This window comes from Trueperella pecoris (assembly GCF_014926385.1).
GTDB lineage: Bacteria > Actinomycetota > Actinomycetes > Actinomycetales > Actinomycetaceae > Trueperella > Trueperella pecoris.
Genome location: NZ_CP053291.1, coordinates 12820 through 35835 on the forward strand (window position 1 = coordinate 12820; position 23016 = coordinate 35835).

The window sequence follows — 23016 nt, forward strand, 5'->3', positions numbered from 1 at the left end:
TTGGCAGACTCGGCGCATGGAAACACACATGTACTCCGTGGTCTACACGGGCGCTGACCGCGTGGTCGGCGACGAACTCGAACGGCTGGCCGAGCTGGTCGGCGTGGACTTCACCCGCGCCCGCGCCGCCGGGGTGCTCATGTTTGACGACGCCGACGAGGCCGGCGTCGTCCACGGCCACTATCACGAGATGTTCAGCCCGTATTTCCCGCGGGGGCGGGTGCGGGTCAACCCACAGGAAGAATCGGCGGACATCCTCGAGCTCATGGCCGCGGTGGGTATGACGGTTCGCGGAAAGGTGCTTGGCGTGATCGGCGCCCACGGCGGCGCCGGCACCTCCACGCTAGCGGCGTGGATTGCCCGCATTCTCGCGGAAGAGGAAGAGTGCGCGCTGGTGGACGTCAATCCTGCCTCCGCCGGCATCGATCACCTCCTCGCCATCGACGCCGAACCGGGCCAACGCTGGGCCGACCTCACGGGTAGTGGCGCCATCCTCGCCGGGCGCCTGGCCGGCGTACTTCCGCAGTGGCACGGGGTCAAAGTCGTCTCCGCCGACGACCGCGGGGGCGTCCCGGGAGCGCACGAGGGCATCGCCGTCGTTGGGGCGCTGGCCCAGGTTCACGCGTGGACCGTGCTAGACCTGCCCGCCAGTGCCAGCCTCGCCTCCTCGCCCGACCGCGGCCTCATCGACTGGTGCGACGCGTTGGTGCTGGTCACAAGGCCAGACGCCGTCTCGCTCGCCCACGCCGCAGCCCGCCGGGTGGTGCTCGGAAAGGCGCCGATAGTGGTGGCGATGACGGTTGGCTCCAAGTCCGAGGCCGCACACATCGCCGAAGCGATCGGGGCCACACAGGTGCTCCCCATGCGCGCCGTGAGAAACCCGCGTGGCGACGTCGACCACGGGGTGGCGCCCGGAGATCGCAAGAAATCCGGGGTGGATCGGGATGTGCGCGTCGTCGTCGAACGCGTGCGGGAGGCACTCTCATGACGCTCACCGCCCAGCAGCTGGCGGGAATACGGCGCCGGCTCGCCGCCGGGGAAAACCTGCGCGGGGCGCTCGCGGCTGTTCCCGGGGCGATCTTCACCTCCGACGTGGCGGCGGTGGACATGCAGGTGCGGCGCGAAATAGTCGGCGCCGGGCCCGTGTTGGCGCCGCTGTTGGAGGACGCGGACGTCACCGACGTCGTTGTGAATGGGACGGCCGTGTGGGTGGATCGCGGGCGCGGGATGGAGCCCGTCGGGGAGGGGCTCGAGAGTGAGGAGGCCGCGCGTGCGCTGGCGGTGCGGTTGGCGGCGTCGTGCGGGCAGCGGCTGGACGACGCGAGCCCGATCGTAGACGGCACCTTTCCGTCGGGGGTGCGGCTGCACGCGGTGATCCCACCGCTGTCGGCCGAGGGGACGCTCATTTCGCTACGCACGCATCGCGCCCGCGTGTTCACGCTCGATGAGCTGCAGGCGGGAGGGGCTGTGGTAGACGTGATTGGGCGGGTCGTGCGCGAGCTCGTGGCGCAGCGAGCGAACGTGCTGGTCTCGGGGGCAACGGGCGCCGGGAAAACCACATTTCTCAACGCGATGCTCTCCCTCATCGGGCCGGAGCAACGGATTTTGATTATCGAGGAGTCGGCGGAGCTGAGGCCTGCCCACCCGCACGTCGTGCACCTGCAGGTGCGCAAGGCCAACGTGCAGGGCGCAGGCGAAGTCACCATGAGCGACCTCGTGCGCGCCGCCATGCGCATGCGCCCGGACCGCATCGTGCTCGGCGAATGCCGAGGGGCCGAGGTGCGCGACGTCCTCGGTGCCCTCAACACTGGCCACGAGGGCGGGTGGGCCACCATTCACGCCAACTCGACTGCCGACATTCCCGCCCGGCTCGTCGCCCTCGGCGCCCTTGCTGGGATGAGCGAGGCGACCGTGGCCGCGCAGGCCGCGGCCGGCCTTGACGCCGCCATCCACGTGCGGCGCGAAGGCGGGCACCGATTCGTTTCCGAGATTTCCGTATTTGAACGGCGGGGTGGGGAACTGTTTGCGCCCGTTGCCATGCGGGTGAGAGGGGCTGTTGGTGCGGGTCGCGCTGGGTGTGAAGGGCCTGCCGGAAGTGGCGGCCCTCATAGCGGGGAAGTCGCCCTCGGTGCCGGTTGGCCGGCCCTAGCCGAGCGCCTCGGCCTGCCCGTCGAGCCTGGCCCGGATGGGTGGGGTGGCTCGGCTGGGCGGGGCGCGCAATGATCTGGCTACTCGTGATCGCGGCGATCGGCTACCTCACCGTGCCACGACGCAACGTCACCAGACGGCGTCGTCAAAGAAAACGCCGACCGCGGCGCGAACGCCGCACGGTCGACATGGGTGCGATCGTGACAGAGGTTGCCACGCGTCTGCGGTCGGGATCGAGCCCGGAGCGCGCGTGGGAACAGACCCTTGCGAACGCCGGTCTGGACGTCAGCCAGCCGGTGCTTGACGAATCGGGCGTGCCCTTTACGCTCCGACGGATCGAACGTATGGGCTGGTTAGAGAGGCGTCGGGCGGGTGTGGATGAGGTCGTGGTTCATACGATTCCGGCCACCGTCGCCGTGTGCGTGATGAGCTACCGGACCGGTGCGCCGATGGCGGAAGTGCTCGAGGCGTGTGCCGCCGGCATCACAGAATCCGGTGAGGCGGCTAGTGCGCGCGAGGTCGCGCTGGCGGGGCCGCGCTCGTCGGCGAGGATGCTTGCTGGCCTGCCTGCGATCGGCCTCCTGCTGGGGATTGGCCTCGGCGCCGATCCCATCGGTTTCCTCTTGACCACCACGCCGGGGCGGATAGCCCTGGCAGCGGGCCTCGCCTTCGAGACTGCGGGCATGGTGTGGACGAGCCAGATGGTTGCGCGGGCCCGCGTGGAGGAGGAATGAAGGAAGCATGACGACGGTGGCGATCATTCTTGCGGCCGTGCTGGCATGGGTGTGGCTGACACCGCGCCCGGTGGGTGGGCCGGGCGGCCGCGGGGTCGGTGGCGGTTCGGTTACTCGGGCTCGCGGGGTTTTGCTTCGGCGCTGGCAGGCCATCGGGCGACTGCGGGGAACGTCGAGGACCGGGACCCGAACCCTGGACAATGCCGTCGTGCTTGATTTGGCGGCAGCAGCGTTGGGGTCGGGTATGTCGATTCCTGGCATGCTCAAGGCGTTGGATGTGGCAACCGGAGGTGCGGCTCCGCGCTACGGCTCCGGTGGAGAACGGACGCGCGCCGCGAACATGCTCCTCATGGGAGCGCGATGGGACGAGGCGTGGGAGGGCCTGGGCCAGGAGCGGTTGCGTGAGGCCTTGCGAGCCGCATGGACGGATGGGGCTGCGCCCGTGCCACTCATTGAGCGCAGTGCACAGTCACTCAGGCTTCGGCGCCAGCGCAACGCGAAGGAGGCGGCGGCCAAGCTTGGTGCACGATTGGTGATGCCGCTTGGACTGTGCTTCTTACCGGCATTTATCCTCGTCGGGATCGTGCCGGTGGTGGCTGGCGCGGCCGGGAGCCTGTTTTAGTACCTACAGGTCTTTGATGGGACCGCGCTGCCGGATCCGGTCTTGTGGCGCGGGCGCCATCGGGTCCGCGCCGCAGGGCTCGTGCTGCCGGGCTCGTGCTGCCGGGCTCGTGCTGCCGGGCTCGTGCCAAATCCTGTGAATATTTGGTTTTTGGTGAACGCACTTGGCGTTTTGGGGCGAAAAGTCACAGCATTTGGCGGGGGTGGCGAGTACCCGGCTGATGCTGTGAGGGGAAAAGAGCCCGTAAGCCTGGCTGGCGTCCTTTTTGCTGGATTTGGGGACGGTCTTATTTGTTTGGGTGATAACTCCCGTAGCTCAGTTCAGGTTTGGTTCTAGTAATTCTGTCCACATGCCTCTCGCCGGGAGTTGCGTCCACTTTTGACAATTATCGGCGTCGTGCTGTGACGCGAATTTCGCAAACTAGCGGTGTCACACAGGGTGACGGGTCCCGCAAAGGGCGGGGCCAAGAAAAACCCCGCGGGGTTGTGAAGAGAAAGTAGGACAACATGATCAAGCGCGTACTCACCAAGGCGCTCACTCCGAAGGTTGAGTCGGGAATGGTGTCGGCAGAATATGCCGTCGGCACGGTCGCGACCACGAGCCTTGCAGGCATTCTTGTATGGCTCGTCCAGCAGGAATGGTTCCGGGATGCCATCGTCGGCATCTTCAAGCTGATCTTCAGCTTCAACTGATCGAGCGTTGGGGGTGGCGGGCAAGCGACCCGCCACCCCCAACTCGGGGAGAGGTGATGTCAGTGATACGGCGGAATCTTAAGCAGATCGCGGTTGGGGGTGTGGGAGTGATGTGTGGGGTGATGCGGCACGCGTCGTTGCGAAAGCCGGTCCGGGAGTCTTTTATCAGCTTCCGGCCGGCGATATCGGCCAAGCCGGCGATATTGGCCAAGCCGGCGATATTGGCCAAGCCAGCATCGACCGAGGCGGGCATGGTCACCAGTGAATTCGCCATTGTCTTGCCGATATTCCTGTTCTTTGGGTTTGTACTTGCCTCGGCGATCGTCTCCGGTTGGCAGGTCATGCATGTTTCTACCGAGGCCAAGGAGATTGCTCGCGAGTTCTCGATTGACGGACAAACCACATTGGCGGCTCGTGCCAAAAGCACCGGCGCGGACGTTGATGTCTCCGTTGAGGGGAACATCGTCAGCGTCACTGTCCACAGGGCGGGCGGTGGTGTCTATGACTGGCTGGGCATTGAATTCGTTGGCACCCACGAAATGGTGGTGGAGCCAGGTGTGCGCCGCGGATGAGAGCGGTGGCCCCTTGGGTGAGAGGTCGGGACCCACGGGCAGGAGATGCGGTGAGTTCTAAAGAAAGGAGGAAAGGCGATGGAGAGTGATAAACACGCAGAACCAGGTTCCGCGACGGTCTTGGTAGCGCTGGCGATGGTGACGATTGCAAGTCTTGCAGCGCTCATGTTCCAGCTGTTCTACAGCGCAGGACAGCAGGTTCACGCACGGGACGTGGCTGATTCGGCGGCGATTTCGGCCGCGATCATTTATCGGGATCAGGGATCACAGGGGGAAGCATGTAGCCGGGCAGCTCAGATCGCGGAGGGGTATTCCGTTGATTGCGTGGTCGAGGGCGAGCGTGTGCGTGTGAGTGTCAGGAAGGAAGCGAGATTTGGATGGATCACGCGATCCTATAAAGCAACAGCAGTGGCGGGGCCGTCGGAGCGCGATGGCGTTCAGAACCTCCAGCTACCCACGAGGTAACGAAGGAGTTTGGTGGCGCCATGCTTGTCGAGTGGCTCGTTATTGTTCCCGCACTTGGGCGACTGCACGCACCGCGGGCAACCGTGGGTGCAGTCGCAAGACTCGAGGGCGTCAAGTGTGGCCTCGAGCCAGCTGATTCCGGCATCGAAGCCACGTTCGGCGCAACCAGACCCGCCGGCCATGGCATCGTGAACGATGATGGTTGGCATTCCGGTCTGGGCATGCACGGCCGTCGACAGCCCGCCGATATCCCAGCGGTCACAGGTGGCGAAAAGCGGGAGCAGGGCGATCATCGTATGCTCGGCGGCGTGAAGGGTGCCAGGAACATCGGCGATCCGGATTCCGGCGTCCTTGACAGCAGAGTCTTTGATGGTCAGCCACACTCCGGCGGTCTGCAACGTGCGTATCGGCATGGTGAGAGGGAAGGTGCCCAAGTACATCCCGTCGGAAATCCGCCGCACGTCGTAGCCGACCACTCGAGATTGCACGACCACCTGCCCGCGGCACCACGAACCGTGCTCAAGCGTGACCTCCTCATCGGTGGAAAGAATCTCCACATGCGTTTCTTCGCGTGGGAAGGTGCGGATCTCCTCTTCCCGGTGGCGGTGCACGAGCGCAACCTCACCGTCGCACGACTCCACCATGAAAGCCGCACCTTGATGGAGGTAGATCGCGCCGGGGTGGACGGTGGAATCGGCTCGCGCCTCATCGACCGTTCCCAGCAGGGCACCCGACTCCGAATCAATGATCGACACCGAATGGCCGCCGCCGCGGATATCGACCATGTCGTGTGGATTGACCCGAAGGGAGGTGTTCCAGTACCAGCCACTCGGGCGCTCCTTGAGCAGTTCGGCGTCGGCAAGATCGGTGATGGGCTGCAGGGAATCTAGAGAAAAGATCTCCACATCGGCGGCGGTGAGCGGCACTTCCGTTGCTGCGGCGCAGAGGTGGCCCGGCAGGATCCACGGGTTCGTGGGATCGAAGACGCTCATCTCGGGGCTGCCTGTGGTGAGAGTTTCCGGGTGGGCGAGGATGAACTGGTCGAGCGGGTTATCCCGCCCGATCAGGACCGCCAGGCCGCCACTTCCGGCGCGGCCCGCCCGGCCGATCTGTTGTTGGAACGACGCGCGAGTGCCCGGCCAACCCGTTACCACCACGGCGTCGAGGCCAGAGATGTCGATGCCGAGCTCAAGCGCGGAGGTGGTAGCAAGGCCGCGCAGGTCCCCGCTGCGGAGATCCTTTTCGAGCTCGCGCCGCTCCTCGGGCAGGTAGCCGCCACGATATGCGGCGACCGTCCCCTCCAAATGCGGGGCGTGTTCATGTAAGTACTCTCGAGAGACCTCCGCGACCCGCTCAGTTCCCGGGCGCGACCGGACGAAGGTGAGCACCCGTGCGCCGCCGGCGACGAGCTTGGCCGTCAGCTCTCCGGCCTCGGTATTTGCTGCTCGTCGGCGAACGTCCACGTTGCCCTCCTCGTCGACGACCGGTTCGCCCTCGTGGGGTACCTCGCGGCAGGCGAGCGTGCAAATGTCCCGCTGGCCGGCGGGCGAGCCATCCTCGCACACGGCCACGACCGGGCCAAATGCCTGGCCAAGGAAGCGCTGGGCAGAAATCTGCGGTTCATAGGCGGTGGCGGAGAGGAAGATAACCTTTGGTTCGGCGCCATAGTGGCGGGCCACCCGCAACAGGCGCCGAACCACGAGCGCGACGTTCGAGGCAAAAGCGCCCCGGTAAGAATGGAACTCGTCGATAACGATGAACTGCAGACCCCGCCACAGGCGTTGCCAGGTCTCGTGGCGACCAAGCAACCCAAAGTGGGCAAAGTCCGGATTCGTCAAGACGATGTCCGCGTTTTGGCGAGCCCACGTGCGGGTAGGGCTGTCCGCGTCGCCATCCACGGTGGCCACCGCGATGCGCGGATCCACTTTGGCGGCCAGGCGCGTCAGCGACGCCTCCTGGTCTGCACCCAGCGCCTTGGTTGGGCCGAGGTAAAGGGCGGTGGGATGGGAGCGGGTCGAAGCCAACGACGTCGTCTCCTCGCGGGCGCTCACAATCGCGCAGAGCGCGGGAACCCACGCCGCCAACGACTTGCCTGAGCCCGTTCCGGTGGCGACGACGACGTTGTTGCCGCCATGGGCGGCGTCAGCAGCTTCGGCTTGATGAATCCATGGCTGGCCAGCGCCGATGCTCTCTAGAGCGGCGCGAACCTTTTGTGGAACCCATGGCCCCCACGTGCCCAAACGTGCCTCGCGTGGGGGAACCACGATGTGACCAGTGAGCTGGTCGGCGGCAATGAAGGCGTCAAGCAAAGGCATGCCACCAGTGTGCCACTCGCTCCCGACGTGACCCCCAAGCAGTGTGGCACGGCGTGGCTGGGCGCTACCCGAACAGGTCGCCGGGTTGGAGACTACCCGGAAAAGCGCCGGGCTGGGCGCTACCCGAGTTTGAACAGGTCGCCGGGCTGGCAGTCGAGCGCTTCGCAGATCGCCGTCAGCGTCGTGAAGCGAACCGCGCGGGCCTTGCCCGTCTTGAGGATTGACAGGTTGGCCATAGTCAGGCCGGTCTTCTCGGAAAGCTCGGTGAGGGTCATGCCGCGGGCGGCGAGGACGGCGTCGAGAACACAGGCGATGCGGTGGTCGGCGTCGTTGGGCGAGGAGTCGCCGGGCCGGTGGCGGTTAGATGACATGGTCGAGCTCCTCCTGCATGCGGGTGCCCTGCCGGAACGCGGCCCACAGTGCGAATGCGAGGATGCCGGCGAAGATCAACGCGGCGGGCAGGGTGGGGATGCCTCCGAGTGCGATGCCGAAGCCGTCGGGATAGGTGGCTTCTTGGAAGGCGATGGAGTCGCGCGAGATTGCGTCGTCGGCGAAGCCCTCGCTGATGTAGCTGAGGATGCCGCCGGCAACGAGAATGCTCGCGACGATCCCCATGCGGCGCACGGTTTGTGCGGCGAACCCGCGCCCGTGGCTGATTGACCGGATAATTCCTGTGCCGAGGATGAGCGCCGAAAGTAGGGTGAGAACGGTGAGGGTTTCTGACGTGACTGTCCAGTAGCGCGACGCCGCCGACACCCAGCTCATGGGCACAGATGACTCGCCGTTCGTGCAGAAGTGCGACAGGTCGCAGGCGTTGACCGGCATGAGGCCGAGGGGGTGGGTTCCCGTGAGTAGCGCGAGAATGTGGTCTATGAATCCGGCGATCAGGACGAGTGCGCCGAGCCAAATGAGGCTGACCGCGCCCCAGAGAGGCACTTTCTCCCAACGAGTCATGGTATCTCCTATATCGATATTCGATGTTATCGATAAACGATAAATCAGCCGGCAGGGTTTCGCAAGTCGAAGCCGGCCGCGGTCGCAGTCGGGGCGCGACTCCCAGCCTGCTCGGCAAGCCGACCTGTGGGCAAGCCGGCTCTGCCGGCCACCCGGCCTTCTCGGTAACCCGGCCCTGTGGGGAAGCGTGCGGCCACCGCGCCGATCCGTGCCACAATGGGGACCATGATTGACTCCCTCCGCGAAGACCTCTCAAGCTGGACCCGCGCAGCCATCCGCGCCGACCTTGGCCCGCGTGCCCTGGCCGCCCTCGAGCGTGACGTCGCCGTCCCGGCCGCCGTCGCCGCCGAATCGGGCACCCGCATCGCCCTCCTCACCCGCCTGTTCTGGCTGGGGGAGGCGCTTGACGACGCCGAACTGGCCCTCGCCCTCCCGCGCACTATGGCCACGGCCAGTGCCGCTGCCCAGCGGTTCTTCCTCCCCAGCGATGGTGGTTGGCGCAGCCCATGGCAGGTCGTCCCGATTGACATCCCGCCACACCTGGCGAGGGTCGAGGGCGCTCCCCTCACCAAGGGCGGTCACGCCGATCTTGACACGGTGTGGATTGCCTCCTCGCATGGGACTTTGCAGGGGGCACGCCATGGCGAGCACTTTGTCATGGGTGTCGGCGGGGCGACTCGCACGCTGGCGGCGCTCGCGGCCTACGAGCCGGGTCAGCGAGTTCTCGATCTGGGCACAGGGTCGGGCGTACATGCGGTGTTCGCGGCGCTGTCCGGCGCGCAGGTCGTGGCCACGGATATCTCCGAGGTAGCTCTCGACATGGCACGTTTCAATGCCTCCCTTAATGGCGTGGCACCGTCGATCGACTTCCGGCTCGGCTCGCTCTTCGAACCCGTCACGGGCGAGGGCGGGCCCGAGCGTTTCGACGTCATCGTCTCCAACCCGCCCTTCGTCATCACGCCGGCGGCTGCGCGCGCTCGAGTCGGCGAGCTTGACTACCGCGACGGCGGCCTCGAGGGTGACCAGCTCTCCGCGCAGGTGGTCGGCGGCCTGTCGAGTCACCTCACCCCCGGCGGGCGGGCGTGGATGCTCACCAACTGGGAAATTTCCTCCGACGAGGTCGATCCCTTCGCGCCGGTGCGTACCTGGGCTGGCCCTGACCTCGATATTCACCTCGTCATGCGCGAGAAACTTCCCGTTACCTCTTATATAGAGATGTGGTTACGCGACGGGGGCCTCACGCCCGCCCATCCGGACTATGCCGATTCCTACTGCGCGTGGCTCGCGGATTTCGACACCCGACACGTCACCCACATCGGACTGGGCTATCTGGCTGCGGGCCGGGGAGACGGCGTCGTGATCGGGCAAGAGCTTCGCGGGCTGGCCCCGGCAAACGTGCACGACTACATGGAGCGCATCTGGGCTGGCCGGACACAGACCGACTTGACGGGGCTGGCGCCGGTGGCCACCGACGTCGTCGAGCATCGGTTCTACCATCCGGGCGAGGAAGAACCATGGATCATCAAATTCACGCAGACCAACGGTTTCGGCGAAGAGGTGATGGCGGATACGGCCCTGGCCGGATTCGTGTCGGTGGCCGATGGCGAACTGACCACCGCCCAGATCGCCAACGCGCTCGCACAATTATTGTCGGAGGAGGCGGGTAACCTGATGGAGAAGTTGGAACCGCAAATCCAACATATGAAGCGTTTGGGTATGCTGACTTTCGAAGAACCGGTGCGGGCCTGATTTGGTTGCGGCCAACACTCGTACACATAATGTGGGATTGCCACACTAAAACTCTCGCCACCGGGCATGGGAATGGAAAGAGGATTACATGACGAAGCTTGTCATCGTCGAGTCTCCGGCTAAAGCGCGCACGATCGGGAACTATCTGGGGTCCGATTACGTGGTGGAGGCGTCGATTGGCCATATTCGTGATCTCCCGCGCCCATCCGAGCTGCCTGCCGAGATGAAGAAGGGCCCATTTTCCAAATTCGCTGTGGATGTGGAAAACGGCTTCGATCCCTACTACGTGGTCAACCCGGACAAGAAAAAGAAGGTCGCGGAGCTGAAGAAGGCCCTCAAGGACGCCGATGCCCTCTATCTGGCAACTGATGAGGACCGCGAGGGTGAGGCAATCGCCTGGCACCTTCTCGAAGCGTTGAAGCCGAAGGTGCCGGTTAAGCGCATGGTCTTTCACGAGATTACGAAGGAAGCGATCGCCCGCGCGCTGGAAAATACTCGCGATATCGACGCGGAATTGGTGGACGCCCAGGAAACCCGCCGCATCCTGGATCGCCTCGTGGGCTATGAGGTGTCCCCGCTGCTGTGGCGCAAGGTGGCCCCGGGCTTGTCCGCGGGCCGTGTGCAGTCCGTGACCACCCGCCTTGTGGTGGAGCGTGAGCGTGAGCGCATGGCATTCGTGCCCGCCTCGTATTGGGACGTGTCGGTCCACCACGTCAAGGGCGAGGAGGGCTTTGACTCCAAGCTGTATTCGCTTGACGGCGCTCGCATCGCCTCGGGTAAGGACTATGGTGACGACGGCGAATTGACGCCCAAGTCCGTCAAGGCCGGTGTTCGTACGCTCGATTCGGCGCAGGCCACGGCGGTGGCCGAGGCCCTGGAGAAGGCGGAGTCGTGGGTGTCTTCGGTGGAAACCAAGCCCTACCGGCGCCGTCCCGCGGCTCCGTTTACCACCTCGACGCTCCAGCAGGAGGCATCCCGCAAACTCCACCTGTCCTCGCGGGACACGATGCGAGTTGCCCAGTCCCTGTACGAGAACGGTTTCATCACCTACATGCGAACCGATTCCACGAACCTCTCGAGCGAGGCGATCGCGGCGGCCCGCAAGCAGATCAAGGAACTGTATGGTTCGGCGTCGTTACCGGACAAGCCGCGCTTGTATGCGTCGAAGGCGAAGGGTGCCCAGGAGGCTCACGAGGCGATCCGTCCCGCAGGCGATTCCTTCCGTACCCCGCAGCAGGTGGCCAACCAGTTGCGTGGGCGTGAATTCCAGCTGTACGAACTGATTTGGAAGCGCACGGTCGCCTCGCAGATGGCGGACGCCACGGGCTCCACAGCCTCGGTCAGGCTCGTCGCTGATATCAAGGGTGCGGCGGATGCGCAGGAGGCGGTGATGTCGGCGTCGGGAACGATCATCACGTTCCGCGGATTCCTAGCCGCCTACGAAGAGGGCACGGACACGAAGCGTTACGAGGACAAGGAATCGGACTCGCGCCTGCCGGATCTGGCCGAGGGTGAGATGGTGGACAACGCCTCGGCGAAGGCCGACGGCCACGAAACCACGCCGCCGCCGCGTTACACGGAAGCGTCGCTCGTGCGCACGCTCGAGGAGCGCGGGATCGGCCGCCCGTCCACGTATGCCTCCACGATTTCTACGGTTATTGATCGCGGCTATGTGGATAAGAAGGGCTCGGCGCTCGTCCCCACATGGACGGCGTTTTCGGTGGTGCGCCTTCTTGAGGACAACCTGCCTGAGCTTGTCGACTATGACTTCACGGCGGACATGGAATCCGATCTGGACGATATCGCCGCAGGTAAGAAGGGGCGAGTCGACTACCTCCAGGGCTTCTACTACGGAAGCGGGGAGAACTCGGGCCTGCACGGGCAGGTTGACGGGCTCGGCGACATCGATGCGCGTGCGGTCAACACGATCGACCTGTCGGAGGCGGTCGCCGTGCGTGTGGGACGCTACGGGCCCTACCTCGAAGAGACCGATCAGGCCGGAACCGTGCTCCGGCGCGGCAACATTCCTCCGGAGGTGACCCCGGATGAGATGACGTTGGCCAAGGCCAAGGAAATCCTGGACTCGGCCATGCAGGAGGACCGCGAGCTGGGCAAGGATCCGGAGACCGGCTACTCGATCGTGGTCAAAGATGGGCGCTTTGGACCTTACGTGTCTGAGGTTCTTCCGGACGACGCCGTCGCCTACACTCCCACCGGAAAGGTGTCGAAGGTCAAGCCCAAGCCACGTACGGCCTCGCTTTTCGCGTCGATGAGCCCGGATACGGTGACGATCGATGACGCCCTGAAGCTGCTCTCGCTGCCGCGTGAGGTGGGCGAGTCGGACGGGGAGATGATCGTCGCGACGAACGGTAGGTTCGGCCCCTACATGAAGCGCGGCTCGGATTCGCGTTCGCTCGAGTCTGAGGAGCAGATTTTCGCGATCACGCTCGAGGAGGCCGAGGCGATCTTCGCCCAGCCGAAGGTGCGTGGTCAGCGTCAAGCCCGGCCGCCGTTGGCGGAGCTGGGCAAGGATCCGGTCTCGGGTGGGAATATCCTGCTCAAGGATGGGCGCTTCGGCCCGTACGTCACCGATGGTGAGACGAACGCGTCGTTGCCGCGCTCGGAGGACATCAATCAGATCACGCCCGAGCGTGCGCAGGAGCTGCTGGTTCAGCGGCGCTTGAAGATCGCCGAGCAGGGCGGCCCGAAGGCGCGTAACAAGACGGCGAAGACGGTTCGTGGGCGGAATACGACGGCCAAGAAGACGACGGCAAAGAAAGCCCCGGCGAAGAAGACGGCTAAGCCGGCAGACAAGTAGCGAAAGCAGGAGTCATGTCCTTATTCATTTCCTTCGAAGGCGGAGACGGCTCTGGCAAGTCCACCCAGGTGCGCGCGCTGGTCGAATGGCTGGAGAAGGTCGGGCATGACGTGGTGGCGACCCGCGAGCCGGGCGGCACGCCTATGGGCAACGCGATTCGCGATCTTCTCCTCCATGGTGGGGAGATGGGTGCGCGCGCCGAGGCCCTCCTCTACGCTGCGGACCGCGCCCATCACGTGGATTCGCTGGTACGTCCGGCCTTGAAGCGCGGGGCGGTGGTGGTGACGGATCGTTACCTCGACTCGTCGGTCGCCTACCAGGGCGCCGCGCGTGACGTGGGCACGGATGAGGTCCGCGACCTCTCGCTCTGGGCAGTTGGTGGCCTCCTGCCCGACGTCACCTTCCTTCTTGACCTGCCCGCCGCTGCAGCCGCCGAACGTGCGAGCCGGCGAAGCGGTGGCCAGCTCGATCGGCTCGAACGCGCTGGTGCAGAATTTCACGACGCCGTACGCGCCCAGTTCCGTGCCCTCGCCCGGCGCGAACCGCAAAGGTTTTACCGGTTGGATGCCACGCGTCCGATCGAGGACCTGGCCCACGAAATCCGTGAGGTTGTGGTCGGCATGTTTGAGGAGCGCCGCCGTGGCGATCGCCGGGAGGACGGCTCCTTCGTCGAGTCAGGTGACACGGTGGAGGCTGCGCAAGGCGGTCACGCGTGAGTGTCTTTGACGATCTGGTTGGCCAAGCGGAGGCCGTGGCGGATTTGAGCCGGGCGGCTCGGGCGTCGCGAGATATCGCCGGGGGAGGATTCGAGGGAGATATTCAACCCGGCAACTCCGCGATGAGCCATGCTTGGCTGTTCACGGGTCCTCCGGGTTCGGGGCGTTCGTCGGCTGCGCGTGCGTTTGCCGCTGCTCTCGAGTGCACGGGCGCGACCCCGGGGTGTGGAGAGTGTGCCCAGTGCAAGGCCGTCATGGGTGGCAATCATCCGGATGTCAGTTCACTTTCGACCGACCTTGTGACGATCAAGGCGGAGGAAGTGCGCGCCTACGTGGCCAGCTCCTACCAAGCGCCGGGCACGGGTTCGTGGAAAGTATTCATCATTGAAGACGCCGACCGCATGGTTGAGCGCACCACCAATGTGCTCCTCAAGGCGATCGAGGAGCCGGGTCCGCGCACGGTGTGGATCCTGTGTACTGCGGCAGTTGCCGACGTGTTGCCCACCATTCGTTCGCGGTGCCGCCACGTGAACCTTGTGACTCCGAGCGTGGAGGATGTGGCACGGCTTCTCGTCGAGCGCCAGGGTGTGGATCTGGATGCGGCGCTTGTTGCTGCACAGGCGGCACAGTCCCACATCGGCGTCGCCACCGCGCTTGCCACGGACCCGCAGGCGGCGCACGTGCGCAAGCTGACTCTCGATGCGGTCGTGTCCCTGCGCGGGGTGGGGGATGCGGCGTTGGCAGCCCAAATGCTGGTTGATCCCGAACAGATGACGGGCGCCACCGCCGAGTCAAAGAAGGAACAAGAGGCGGCGCAGGCCCGCGAGGAGGCCGAGCGTTTGGCCGCGATGGGCCTGGAGCCGGGGGCGCGCGTGCCGGCGGCCGTGCGTAGTCAGGTCAAGGCGGCGAGCGTGGACGTCAAGCGCCGGGCCACACGCAATCTTCACGACATGATCGACCGCGAGCTGACCTACATGATCTCCTTCTATCGGGATGTGCTCGTGGCGCAACTCGAGGCGGACGTTCGCCTCGTGAACGCGGACTATTCTCAGGCGATCGAGCGCATTGCCGCAACCACTAGTCCGAGCCTGACGCTGGCCCGCATCGACGCCCTCGGGCAGGCGCGTGAGCGTCTGCGTGGCAACGTCGCGCCGCAGTTGCTCATGGAGGCTGGGCTGGCGGCGTTGCGGGAGAGATAGGCGGCCGCGAGCAGACGGCGTCGTTACATCCGCGGGCGAATAGTTTTCCACATAATGCTGGATGGTGTCTCAGCCCCGAAGATGATCGCCCCGCTCGGAGAAGTGTGCGGGGATGGAATAGATTGAATGTGTGAAGAAGCTACAGATCCTTTCCTTGTGTGCGGCTGTGACTCTGGCACTCGCCGCTTGTACGTCTACTGGTACCTCGTCGGAAACGACGGCGGGAGCCTCGGGTGCCACGCCTATCAAGGCTGAGATGCCCGCGGCCCCGGCAGGGCTCGAAGAGTTTTATGCGCAGGAAGTCGCGTGGACTGAGTGCGGCTCGGGCTTTGAATGCGCAACGATCACCGTCCCCATGGATTATGACAATCCGCAGGCCAACAGCATCAACCTGTCTCTCAAGAAGGCGCGTGCCGGTAAGAAGGCGCTGGGGAGCTTGCTGGTGAATCCGGGCGGTCCGGGCTCGTCGGGCAGGGAGATGGTGGACTCCGCAACCCACTACTTCTCCGACAAGATCCGTGACAGCTTCGACATCGTGGGTTTCGATCCGCGCGGGGTGGGTGATTCGAGCCCCGTTGACTGTTTGGACGACGCCGAGTTGGGCGCGATGCTCGACAAATCATACCCTGACACGCTCGAAGGTAAAGCAGATGCGGAGGCTGATAAGGCGAAGCTTGTCCAGGGATGTAAAGATAAGTCGGGCGATCTGCTGAAATTCGTCGGCACACGCGAAGCGGCGAAGGATATGGATGTCATTCGCCAGGTATTAGGCGATCCGAGACTGTACTATGTGGGATATTCCTACGGTACAAGTCTGGGTGGCATGTATGCCGAATTGTTCCCTCACAATGTGGGGCGAATGATCCTAGATGGCGCTGTCGACACTGCTATCCCCTCTTTTGAGCAAACGAAGGCGCAGGCAAAAGGGTTCGAGAAAGCGTTCGGCGCGTATTTGGCACACTGCGTCGCCGGTGAATCGTGTGCACTGGGCAAGACTGTGGATGAGGGCTGGGCGAAGCTGAAGGAGCTAGTGGCGCAAGTTAAGAACAAACCTGTTCCAGCAGGCGCAGACCGCGTGCTTGGCGATCAGGGGCTTTTCTACGGCATTATCGCGCCGTTGTACGACGACTCTACGTGGTTCGCCTTGGATAGTGGTTTTGAGGAACTCATCAACCGTGGCTCGGGCGAGGTTTTCGCGCTCCTCTTCGACCAATACGTGGGGCGTGAAGGAAAAACTTTCAAGAACAATATGTATGAAGCGAACTTCGCTATCACCTGTGATGACACTTTCGTCGAAGGCACGGAGGCCGACTGGGATAAGAAGGCTGAAGAATTGAAAAACATTTCGCCGATTTTTGGTGCTTCTTTGGGGTATTCGCAGTATGCTTGCCAGCTGATGCCGGGCGGTGAAAAGGGCCCTCTAGGTCCGTACGTTGCTGCTGGATCGGCGCCGATCGTCGTCGTCGGAACGACTGGCGACCCAGCAACCCCTTATGAATGGGGCGAATCGTTCGCCAAGACTCTAGAGAATTCCCGTTTTGTGACGTGGAAGGGCGAGGGGCATACGGCATATGGGCGTGCGGGGGACTGCATTAACAAGGCTCTGGACAAGTACTTGCTGACCGGCGAGGCCCCCGAAGACGGCTTGACCTGCAACGCGAAAGAGTAGCGTCATAGATCACGTTTGCCTATTTGAAAAACTGCTTCCCAGTTCGGTACATTGAATTGGCTGAAGCACGCCGCCTTAGCTCAGTCGGTAGAGCGTCTCACTCGTAATGAGAAGGTCGTGGGTTCGATTCCCACAGGCGGCTCAGATTGGCCTCGGACTCGGAAGAGTTCGGGGCCAATTTCTTTTGCTCAACTGCGACCATTTCGTCGGAGAGCAACTCTGCCAGTGGAAGGTCTAGAAAGGCTGCTGCCTTGACGAGATCTGTAGCGGACCATGTGCTTCGGCCAGCAATCTTATGGGAGACGGCCGCGGGCGTGATACCCAGAAGAGCGGCGAGGTCGCGTTGCATTAGCCCTTTTCGCCGGAGCCAAATATGCACCCGCTCACCAATGTTCTCATCAAGCGTTTGAGTCATTGCGAAAGTGTCGATAGAGGCTGTCATACTTAGCATTCTACCGGAGCAGATTAATCTGGTGCAACTGGAATATCTTGACGAGATTAATTTCCTATGCCTAACATGGCATGTAAGTTGAATCTGACTTAATTGGAATAGAGATATTCACATGGCTACCGAACTACTGACTACCCGACAGGTTGCCAATCTAGCGAAAGTCTCGCGTCAGACTGTTGCGAGATGGGTTGCGGACGGCAAAGTCGCGGCTGTGACCCTGCCTGGGGGTCAGCTGCGCTTTGCCCGTGAGGATATTGAGGCGATGCTGACTCCCACGATTGCGACTGAGCGTTCCGCTGATGAGGGTGAGTCTTTTCCTAGTCAGGAGGGCTTGTTTTGATGGTTAATTGTTTGTCGTGTGTGTGGCCGCGCGGGGGTGAGGTGCGGTGAGTTGGCGTGAGAGGCGTGGTCTGCTTTTGCTTGTGGCCTTGGTGGTCGCTGCGTCAGTGGTTATTGGTGTGGTTTTGTGGCTCGTTCGTGGCGGTCAGGAGGCCAAGCGTGAGGCGCGGGCTGATTACGCTACCGCGAGGGTTGATTATGAGACCAGCTTGGCTAAGTGGGATGGGCTGGTCGAGCGTGCAAATAACCTCCGGCCTGATTGTGCAGTGGATGTCGGCGCATTTCCTGCGGTGTGTTCTGCCTTGTCGTGGATCACTGATGCCAATGAGGGCGTGCCGCGTGTGCCGGGTCTTGATTCACGGTCCCTTGATGCAGATAAGGCGAGGGAGAGTGAAAAGACTTTGCGGGCGGCTCAGGGCGAGATAGATGGCCTCGTGGGCAAGTACGTGGTTGACCTGGACAAGATTGAGACCCAGATTGCTCTTGCGTCAAAGACCTTCCGTGTTGAGTCTCTTGAGCCCGAACTTGAGCGGGGGCGGAAGATGATCACCACGGCGCGGGATGTTCTTGCTGGTGCGTCTGACGATAGCCGTGCGGTAGCTGAGAAGGTTAAAGGGCGGGTGGCGGCTTTGCAGAAGCTGATTGAGGATGTGGAGGGCCGTAAGAAGGATATCCGTATCACCGAAGGTCGTGATGTGATCACTGCTCTTGCTCATGGGCGGGCGCGTGTGGAAGACGCTGGAAAGCTCTTGGCCTCGTGGCCTGGTGTGCGCCCGGATTTGAAGAACCTGCAACTGGATACTGATCAGAATGCGGGTTAACCGTGACATGGGCGGGCATGAGGGGTGTGAATTATGAGTGATAAAGGGGATTTCTTTGTTGTTCGCAAGGGTGCGACAGCGGTTCCTAACTCACTGATTCACAATAAGTATTTGTCTTATCAGGCGCTAGCGCTTGCCTTGGTGTCATTGTCGATGCCTGCTGGGTCTAAGGTGGGCTACCGGCAATTGAAGGGGCGCGGGCTGGGTGAGGCTGCTACGCGCAAAGCGCTTCTTGAGCTTGAAGAGCATCATTTGCGATTCCGGTTCCGTACGCGTCATGAAGGCAAGATTCGTGATGTCACGGTGGTATCGGATGTGCCGTTAACTGTTGGTCAAGCGCGGGCTGAGATTGTGCAGCGGGTCAGTAATCAGGCACTGTCATCGCGCGAGGTGTTAGCTTGTGTATCTCACCCGGGCGAAGACGCTGGAATTGAGCAGGTAGCGCCACAAGATGCGCTGCCTGAAGTAGCCGCAGAAGCGGTGACCATGAGCGCCACAAGTGCGCAAGAAACCAGCGCGGACCCTGTGGATAACCACCGTGCGGTACCTGTTACCGCACGGTGTGACCAGCACAAACGCTTGCCTGTGGATAACTGTGAGGTTCAAGGTGCTGACCTGCGTGAATACACTGTTTCCGCAGGTCGTACCGTGCCGCGGTCTACCGTGGCACGGTCAGCCGAGGCACATATAACTAAAGTTATATCCAAATCCTCACTACGTTCGGATAACTCCAACCAAACCAGCGCGGGCCGTGTGGTCGGTGATGGTGTGGTGTGGGCTGCTCTTCCTGAGGTGTGGTGGGGTTGGCTAGGGCGGAGTGCGCGTGAGCGTGTGGTCCAGGTGGTCCAGGCCGGCTTGTCAGCCGGCTGGACGCCTGAGGCGATCCGTGCGCGTCTTGCGGGTAATGCGTTGCCTCCGCGTGATCAGGTACGCAACCTTGAAGGTTTGATTATCTCCCGGGTGCGGAGCGTGATGGAAGCAGGTGTGCCTACTGCTACCCGCCACGAGACTCGGTCTGAACGGGTGGCGCGCATGGCTGCTGCCCTCGAAGAAATTGCCGAAGGCCAATCACCTTTGAACTCTCGTGCTCAATTGCTTCGGGTCTTAGGGATCTGGAACGAGTTTGACATTCAGAGTGACGGATCGCTGAATGCACTTGCTGAAAGAGCGTATGAGGTGGCGAAGGCCGCTAATGGCTCCGTTGAGCCTAGATCTTCCGGTCATATCCCGCCGTATTCGGCTAGTACCGATGACGGAAACTCCACGGGCTGTGACCGGTTTTCTCCCCCGACGGGGGAGGGTGCCAAGCATGTGTGCGGCACCTCAGTTTCTCCATTGAAAGGAAAATTCCATGCTACAAAGCGCAATTGAGCTCTTCACAAAGTTCGCCATCATCGGTGGTGGTATTTGGACGGTGTGGGGCGTGATCGTTCTTGCTGGTGGTCTGAAGGAACAAAACGGCCAGCAGATTCAGTCTGGCATGTGGCAGGCAATTGGTGGCGGCATGATTGTCGCGGCGGCTGCACTGTTTTCACAGGTCCAGCTCTAAGGGGGCGTGCGGGGATGGCTCTCGAGGTTCAAGTTTTCGGCGAGATTAACCGTTATCAGCCAAAGGTTATTTTTGGTTTGTCGTGGCGGCAGGCTGGCGTGGCTTTGGTGGCTTTGCCGGTTATCGGCGGTCTGTATGCGGCGTGTTATGTTGCCGGGCTCGAGGATCTAGGTGTGGTTCTCGTGGTATTGGGGGCCATTCCCGCTATAGCGGTCGGTTGGGTTCGGCCGATGGGTATCAAGTTCGAACAGTATGTGGGTTATTGGTGGGCACACCAACAAACTCATTCTCCATTTGTTTATGCAGAAATGAAGGTCGACCATGCGGATACGGATGAGAAAGGCACGCGGCGGGAAAGCAAAGCACGCACGCGCCGTTTCGAAGCAACCAACTAGGCCGCGTAAAGCCTCGCAGAATGCGATTGCATACGAGGCCATGGCTGAATCTGGGTTGTGTTATCTAGGTGGGAAGAAGTACTCGATCTCGCTGAGACTGTCAGATATTGATTATCAGCTAGCGCCTTCGAGTCTTCAAGAAAGCCTTGTTGAAAAGTATGCCAAGTTCCTTAATGGTCACTTGGCTGGCCAGCATGTTCAGATCACGATTTTGAATCGTGTGCTTGATAAGAAGCAGTTATCTGAGGATGTGGCCTTGAGGCCGCGTCAGGACGGGCATGATGAGGCAAGGAGCGAGTATAACTCGTTGATTACCTCTCGGCTTGAAACTGGGCGTAATAACACGTTAACGGAAAAGTTCTTGACTGTGACGGTGGAGGCGGAATCGGTTGAAGAAGCCAAAAGCATGCTTGCCCGTGTGGCTGCCGAGGATGCGGCAGTGCTTCGTGAGGTCGGTGGATGTCGAGCGAGTCAAATGAATGGTGAAGAGCGTGTGCGGATCTTGCAAAGTTTTCTTCGCCCAGGTCAGCCACATGGTTTTTCTTTTAGTGATTTGATTGGGCAGAAGCTCACGACGAAGGACGCGGTCGCACCGTGGTCGATTGATCATGCTTCAAATCGTGATTGGGTCAAGCTTACCTCCGGGTCTACCCGGTATTGGCAGACGTTCGTGCTGCGCAAGCTACCGCCATGGATGAGTGATCGATTGGTGAGCGAGCTTGCGGATATTCCTGCTGATTTAGCGATTTCGATCCACCTTGATCCGCAAGATCAAGCTGAAGGGCTGCGTCTGGTTAAGCAGCAGATTTCTGGTATGGATATTCAGCGCTCGAATGAGCAGCGCAAGCTGGCTAAGCAGAATCTGTCGTATGATTTGATGCCTCATGAATTGGCTGCTGCTCATGAAGAAGCCATTGCGTTGCGTGATCAGTTGGAGAAAACGAATGAGAAGTTGTTTTCCTCCACGATTGTTATCGGGGTGGCCGGTGCGACGGTTGAGGAGCTAACTGAGACTGCTAAGCGTGTGTTGCGTGTGGCCGGAAAGCACTCATGTCAGCTGGAAATTCTGCGCTATATGCAGCTTGATGGGCTTAATGCGCTGATCCCGTTGGGTGTATCAGCGTTGCCGGTTCGCCGGACGATCACTACAGCGGTGGCAGCAGTGCTGGTGCCGTTTACGACTCAGGAGATTCTCCAGCCCTCCGGCAATTTCTATGGCGTCAATGCCTTGTCGAAGAATTTGATTGTTGCTGACCGGTTGAAGGGGATGAACTCTAACGGGTTCATCTTAGGTACGACAGGTTCAGGCAAGTCACAGTTCGCCAAATTTGAAATTGAGCAGACCTTCTTGCGTCGTCCTAACGACGAGATTCTTATTGTGGATCCTGAACGTGAATATGGGCCGTTGGCTGAGGAACTTAACGCTGCACGTGTGGTGATCTCTGCGGGGTCAAACCAGACGATCAATGCGTTGGATCTGGACAAGAATGCTCACACAGATACTAATCCGGTACGTGAGAAGTGCTCCTTTGTCTTGTCTCTTGCTGAGGTGCTTGTGGGCGGCGCTGACGGGCTCAGTGCTGAAAAGCGCTCGATTCTTGATCGGTGTTCTCAGCAGATGTATCGCGAGTATTGGAACGGTGCTGATAGACAGCCTCCCACACTCGAGACGCTCTACCGTCTTCTTGGTGCTCAGCCCGAGCCGCAGGCTCGTGAATTGGCTACTGCGTTTGAGCTCTATGCGCGTGGATCGGCCTCGGCCTTTGCTCAGCAAACTAATGTTGATCGCACGAACCGGGTGACGATTTTTGATATTCAAGATCTTTCTAACGACCTTCAAACTTTCGGCATGATGGTCATTTTGGAAGAAATCTGGGCGCGTATCACGCGCAACAAAGCTCGCGGTGTGCGTACCTGGGTCTACATTGATGAGTTCCATCTCCTCTTCGGTAACGATTTTGCCGCACAATACTGTAAGGCGATGTTTAAGCGCGTGCGTAAGTATGGGGCCGCAGCAACAGGGATTACGCAGAACATTGAAGAGCTGTTGGCCAATGATCATGCCCGGTTGATGTTGTCTAACTCCAATGGGCTGTTTTTGCTTAACCAGCAACCTACCGATGCTGAGGCTCTGGCCGAACTCCTTAAGCTCTCTACTCAGCAGTGCGGCTACTTCACGAATGTGACAGCCGGGTGTGGACTGATGAGGATTGGTGAGGCGATCGTTCCGTTTGATAACACGATGGACACCTCCTCACGTATCTTCAAGGTCTTCTCCACCAAGTTCCGTGAAGGTGGTGAGCAGTAATGGGTCATTTTCGTGACCAAGGCAGTGTTGATCTGGTTTCCGCTCACGTCAAGCGTGACCATGGCTTTGTCCGCTCTGCACGCGTGCTGCATAAGGGTGGGCAAATCGTTCAGTCCCGTGATGGGGATGAGATGGCGAAAAAGATTACCACGTATGGTGGGGGCCGCTTGGTGGGGGCCAAGGGCCGCCAGCTCGGTAGGCGTCTGGAAGAAGCAGGTGAGGTTGCTCGAGCCGAGGACGGTGGTGAAGCAGTTGGAATCGTGACGCGTAAGGCTGCTTGGGCGGCCGGACGCAGTGTTGGCTACCGAGGTGGCCGGGCGGTGCTTAACGTCCTGGGACGTGGTGTGCGGGGTGTCAGGGAACGTGCTGAATATGCCTCTGCGTCCTATGCAGGCTCGGGTAGTCGGCCAGTAGTGATGCGCGCTGGGACATACCGCAGTAGTGGATTTGGGCAGCGGGTGCGACGTCGGCCGACTACCCCTACTCGTCAAAAGGCCCGT

At 61.7% G+C, this 23016-nt stretch carries 22 protein-coding genes and 1 tRNA gene; 19 read left to right on the plus strand and 4 right to left on the minus strand.

Annotation, left to right across the window (positions count from 1 at the left end; all coding sequences use genetic code 11):
• The first annotated feature begins 16 nt into the window (after positions 1 to 16).
• From HLG82_RS00070 to HLG82_RS00100, 7 genes are all read left to right on the plus strand, one after another.
• On the plus strand, positions 17 to 988 hold the full coding sequence (locus HLG82_RS00070; protein ID WP_193326751.1) for a CpaE-like family protein: 972 nt from the start codon (positions 17 to 19) through the stop codon (positions 986 to 988).
• Positions 985 to 2223 (plus strand): TadA family conjugal transfer-associated ATPase, encoded by a 1239-nt coding sequence (locus tag HLG82_RS00075; protein ID WP_193326752.1) that lies wholly within the window; start codon positions 985 to 987, stop codon positions 2221 to 2223. Before HLG82_RS00070 ends, HLG82_RS00075 begins: the two co-directional genes overlap by 4 nt.
• Positions 2220 to 2882, plus strand: a complete 663-nt coding sequence (locus HLG82_RS00080) for a type II secretion system F family protein (protein WP_193326753.1) — start codon at positions 2220 to 2222, stop codon at positions 2880 to 2882. Before HLG82_RS00075 ends, HLG82_RS00080 begins: the two co-directional genes overlap by 4 nt.
• A gap of 7 nt (positions 2883 to 2889) precedes the next feature.
• Complete coding sequence (locus HLG82_RS00085) at positions 2890 to 3504, plus strand: type II secretion system F family protein (protein WP_193326754.1); 615 nt, start codon at positions 2890 to 2892, stop codon at positions 3502 to 3504.
• A 506-nt stretch (positions 3505 to 4010) separates the two neighbouring features.
• Positions 4011 to 4196, plus strand: coding sequence for a DUF4244 domain-containing protein (locus HLG82_RS00090; RefSeq protein ID WP_193326755.1), 186 nt, complete (start codon positions 4011 to 4013; stop codon positions 4194 to 4196).
• A gap of 203 nt (positions 4197 to 4399) precedes the next feature.
• Complete coding sequence (locus HLG82_RS00095; protein ID WP_193326756.1) at positions 4400 to 4768, plus strand: hypothetical protein; 369 nt, start codon at positions 4400 to 4402, stop codon at positions 4766 to 4768.
• A 78-nt stretch (positions 4769 to 4846) separates the two neighbouring features.
• Positions 4847 to 5233 carry a hypothetical protein gene (locus tag HLG82_RS00100; RefSeq protein ID WP_193326757.1) on the plus strand — a complete coding sequence of 129 codons (387 nt, stop codon included), beginning with the start codon at positions 4847 to 4849 and terminating at the stop codon, positions 5231 to 5233.
• Here the strand turns inward: HLG82_RS00100 and HLG82_RS00105 are convergent.
• The 3 genes from HLG82_RS00105 to HLG82_RS00115 form a co-directional block, all read right to left on the minus strand.
• Positions 5206 to 7548: a DEAD/DEAH box helicase gene (locus HLG82_RS00105; protein WP_193326758.1), complete on the minus strand. Its 2343-nt coding sequence runs from the start codon at positions 7546 to 7548 to the stop codon at positions 5206 to 5208. The genes HLG82_RS00100 and HLG82_RS00105 overlap by 28 nt on opposite strands.
• A 119-nt stretch (positions 7549 to 7667) precedes the next feature.
• Positions 7668 to 7919 (minus strand): helix-turn-helix domain-containing protein, encoded by a 252-nt coding sequence (locus HLG82_RS00110; RefSeq protein ID WP_193326759.1) that lies wholly within the window; start codon positions 7917 to 7919, stop codon positions 7668 to 7670.
• Positions 7909 to 8502 (minus strand): DUF2975 domain-containing protein, encoded by a 594-nt coding sequence (locus HLG82_RS00115; protein ID WP_193326760.1) that lies wholly within the window; start codon positions 8500 to 8502, stop codon positions 7909 to 7911. The genes HLG82_RS00110 and HLG82_RS00115 overlap by 11 nt, the downstream gene beginning before the upstream one ends.
• A 225-nt stretch (positions 8503 to 8727) precedes the next feature.
• On the opposite strand from HLG82_RS00115, the gene HLG82_RS00120 reads away from it, so the two are divergent.
• From HLG82_RS00120 to HLG82_RS00145, 6 genes are all read left to right on the plus strand, one after another.
• Positions 8728 to 10251: a DUF7059 domain-containing protein gene (locus HLG82_RS00120; RefSeq protein WP_193326761.1), complete on the plus strand. Its 1524-nt coding sequence runs from the start codon at positions 8728 to 8730 to the stop codon at positions 10249 to 10251.
• Positions 10252 to 10339: 88 nt separating this feature from the next.
• Positions 10340 to 13069 (plus strand): type I DNA topoisomerase, encoded by a 2730-nt coding sequence (topA, locus tag HLG82_RS00125; RefSeq protein ID WP_193326762.1) that lies wholly within the window; start codon positions 10340 to 10342, stop codon positions 13067 to 13069.
• Between the two features lie 14 nt (positions 13070 to 13083).
• The gene (tmk, locus tag HLG82_RS00130; protein WP_193326763.1) at positions 13084 to 13785 is read left to right on the plus strand and encodes a dTMP kinase; all 702 of its coding nucleotides are present in this window, start codon (positions 13084 to 13086) and stop codon (positions 13783 to 13785) included.
• Positions 13782 to 14984, plus strand: a complete 1203-nt coding sequence (locus tag HLG82_RS00135; protein WP_193326764.1) for a DNA polymerase III subunit delta' — start codon at positions 13782 to 13784, stop codon at positions 14982 to 14984. The genes tmk and HLG82_RS00135 overlap by 4 nt, the downstream gene beginning before the upstream one ends.
• A gap of 130 nt (positions 14985 to 15114) precedes the next feature.
• Entirely contained in the window at positions 15115 to 16653 is a 1539-nt protein-coding gene (locus HLG82_RS00140; protein ID WP_193326765.1) for an alpha/beta hydrolase, read from the plus strand.
• A 69-nt stretch (positions 16654 to 16722) separates the two neighbouring features.
• Positions 16723 to 16795: transfer RNA gene (locus HLG82_RS00145), tRNA-Thr, on the plus strand.
• On the opposite strand, the gene HLG82_RS10540 is transcribed toward HLG82_RS00145, so the two are convergent.
• Positions 16751 to 17104, minus strand: a complete 354-nt coding sequence (locus tag HLG82_RS10540; protein ID WP_193327669.1) for a helix-turn-helix domain-containing protein — start codon at positions 17102 to 17104, stop codon at positions 16751 to 16753. The genes HLG82_RS00145 and HLG82_RS10540 overlap by 45 nt on opposite strands.
• A gap of 112 nt (positions 17105 to 17216) precedes the next feature.
• On the opposite strand from HLG82_RS10540, the gene HLG82_RS00155 reads away from it, so the two are divergent.
• The 6 genes from HLG82_RS00155 to HLG82_RS00180 are packed head-to-tail and all read left to right on the plus strand — an operon-like array spanning position 17217 to position 22516.
• Positions 17217 to 17444 (plus strand): helix-turn-helix domain-containing protein, encoded by a 228-nt coding sequence (locus HLG82_RS00155; protein WP_193326766.1) that lies wholly within the window; start codon positions 17217 to 17219, stop codon positions 17442 to 17444.
• Positions 17445 to 17490: 46 nt separating this feature from the next.
• A complete protein-coding gene (locus tag HLG82_RS00160) occupies positions 17491 to 18264 on the plus strand; it encodes a hypothetical protein (protein WP_193326767.1) in 774 nt (257 codons plus the stop codon).
• Positions 18265 to 18297: 33 nt separating this feature from the next.
• Positions 18298 to 19635, plus strand: a complete 1338-nt coding sequence (locus HLG82_RS00165) for a hypothetical protein (protein ID WP_193326768.1) — start codon at positions 18298 to 18300, stop codon at positions 19633 to 19635.
• Positions 19616 to 19813, plus strand: a complete 198-nt coding sequence (locus HLG82_RS00170) for a hypothetical protein (RefSeq protein ID WP_193326769.1) — start codon at positions 19616 to 19618, stop codon at positions 19811 to 19813. Before HLG82_RS00165 ends, HLG82_RS00170 begins: the two co-directional genes overlap by 20 nt.
• Positions 19814 to 19827: 14 nt before the next feature.
• Positions 19828 to 20208, plus strand: a complete 381-nt coding sequence (locus HLG82_RS00175) for a PrgI family protein (RefSeq protein ID WP_129288858.1) — start codon at positions 19828 to 19830, stop codon at positions 20206 to 20208.
• The gene (locus HLG82_RS00180; protein ID WP_255313901.1) at positions 20147 to 22516 is read left to right on the plus strand and encodes a VirB4-like conjugal transfer ATPase, CD1110 family; all 2370 of its coding nucleotides are present in this window, start codon (positions 20147 to 20149) and stop codon (positions 22514 to 22516) included. The genes HLG82_RS00175 and HLG82_RS00180 overlap by 62 nt, the downstream gene beginning before the upstream one ends.
• Positions 22517 to 23016 lie beyond the last annotated feature (500 nt).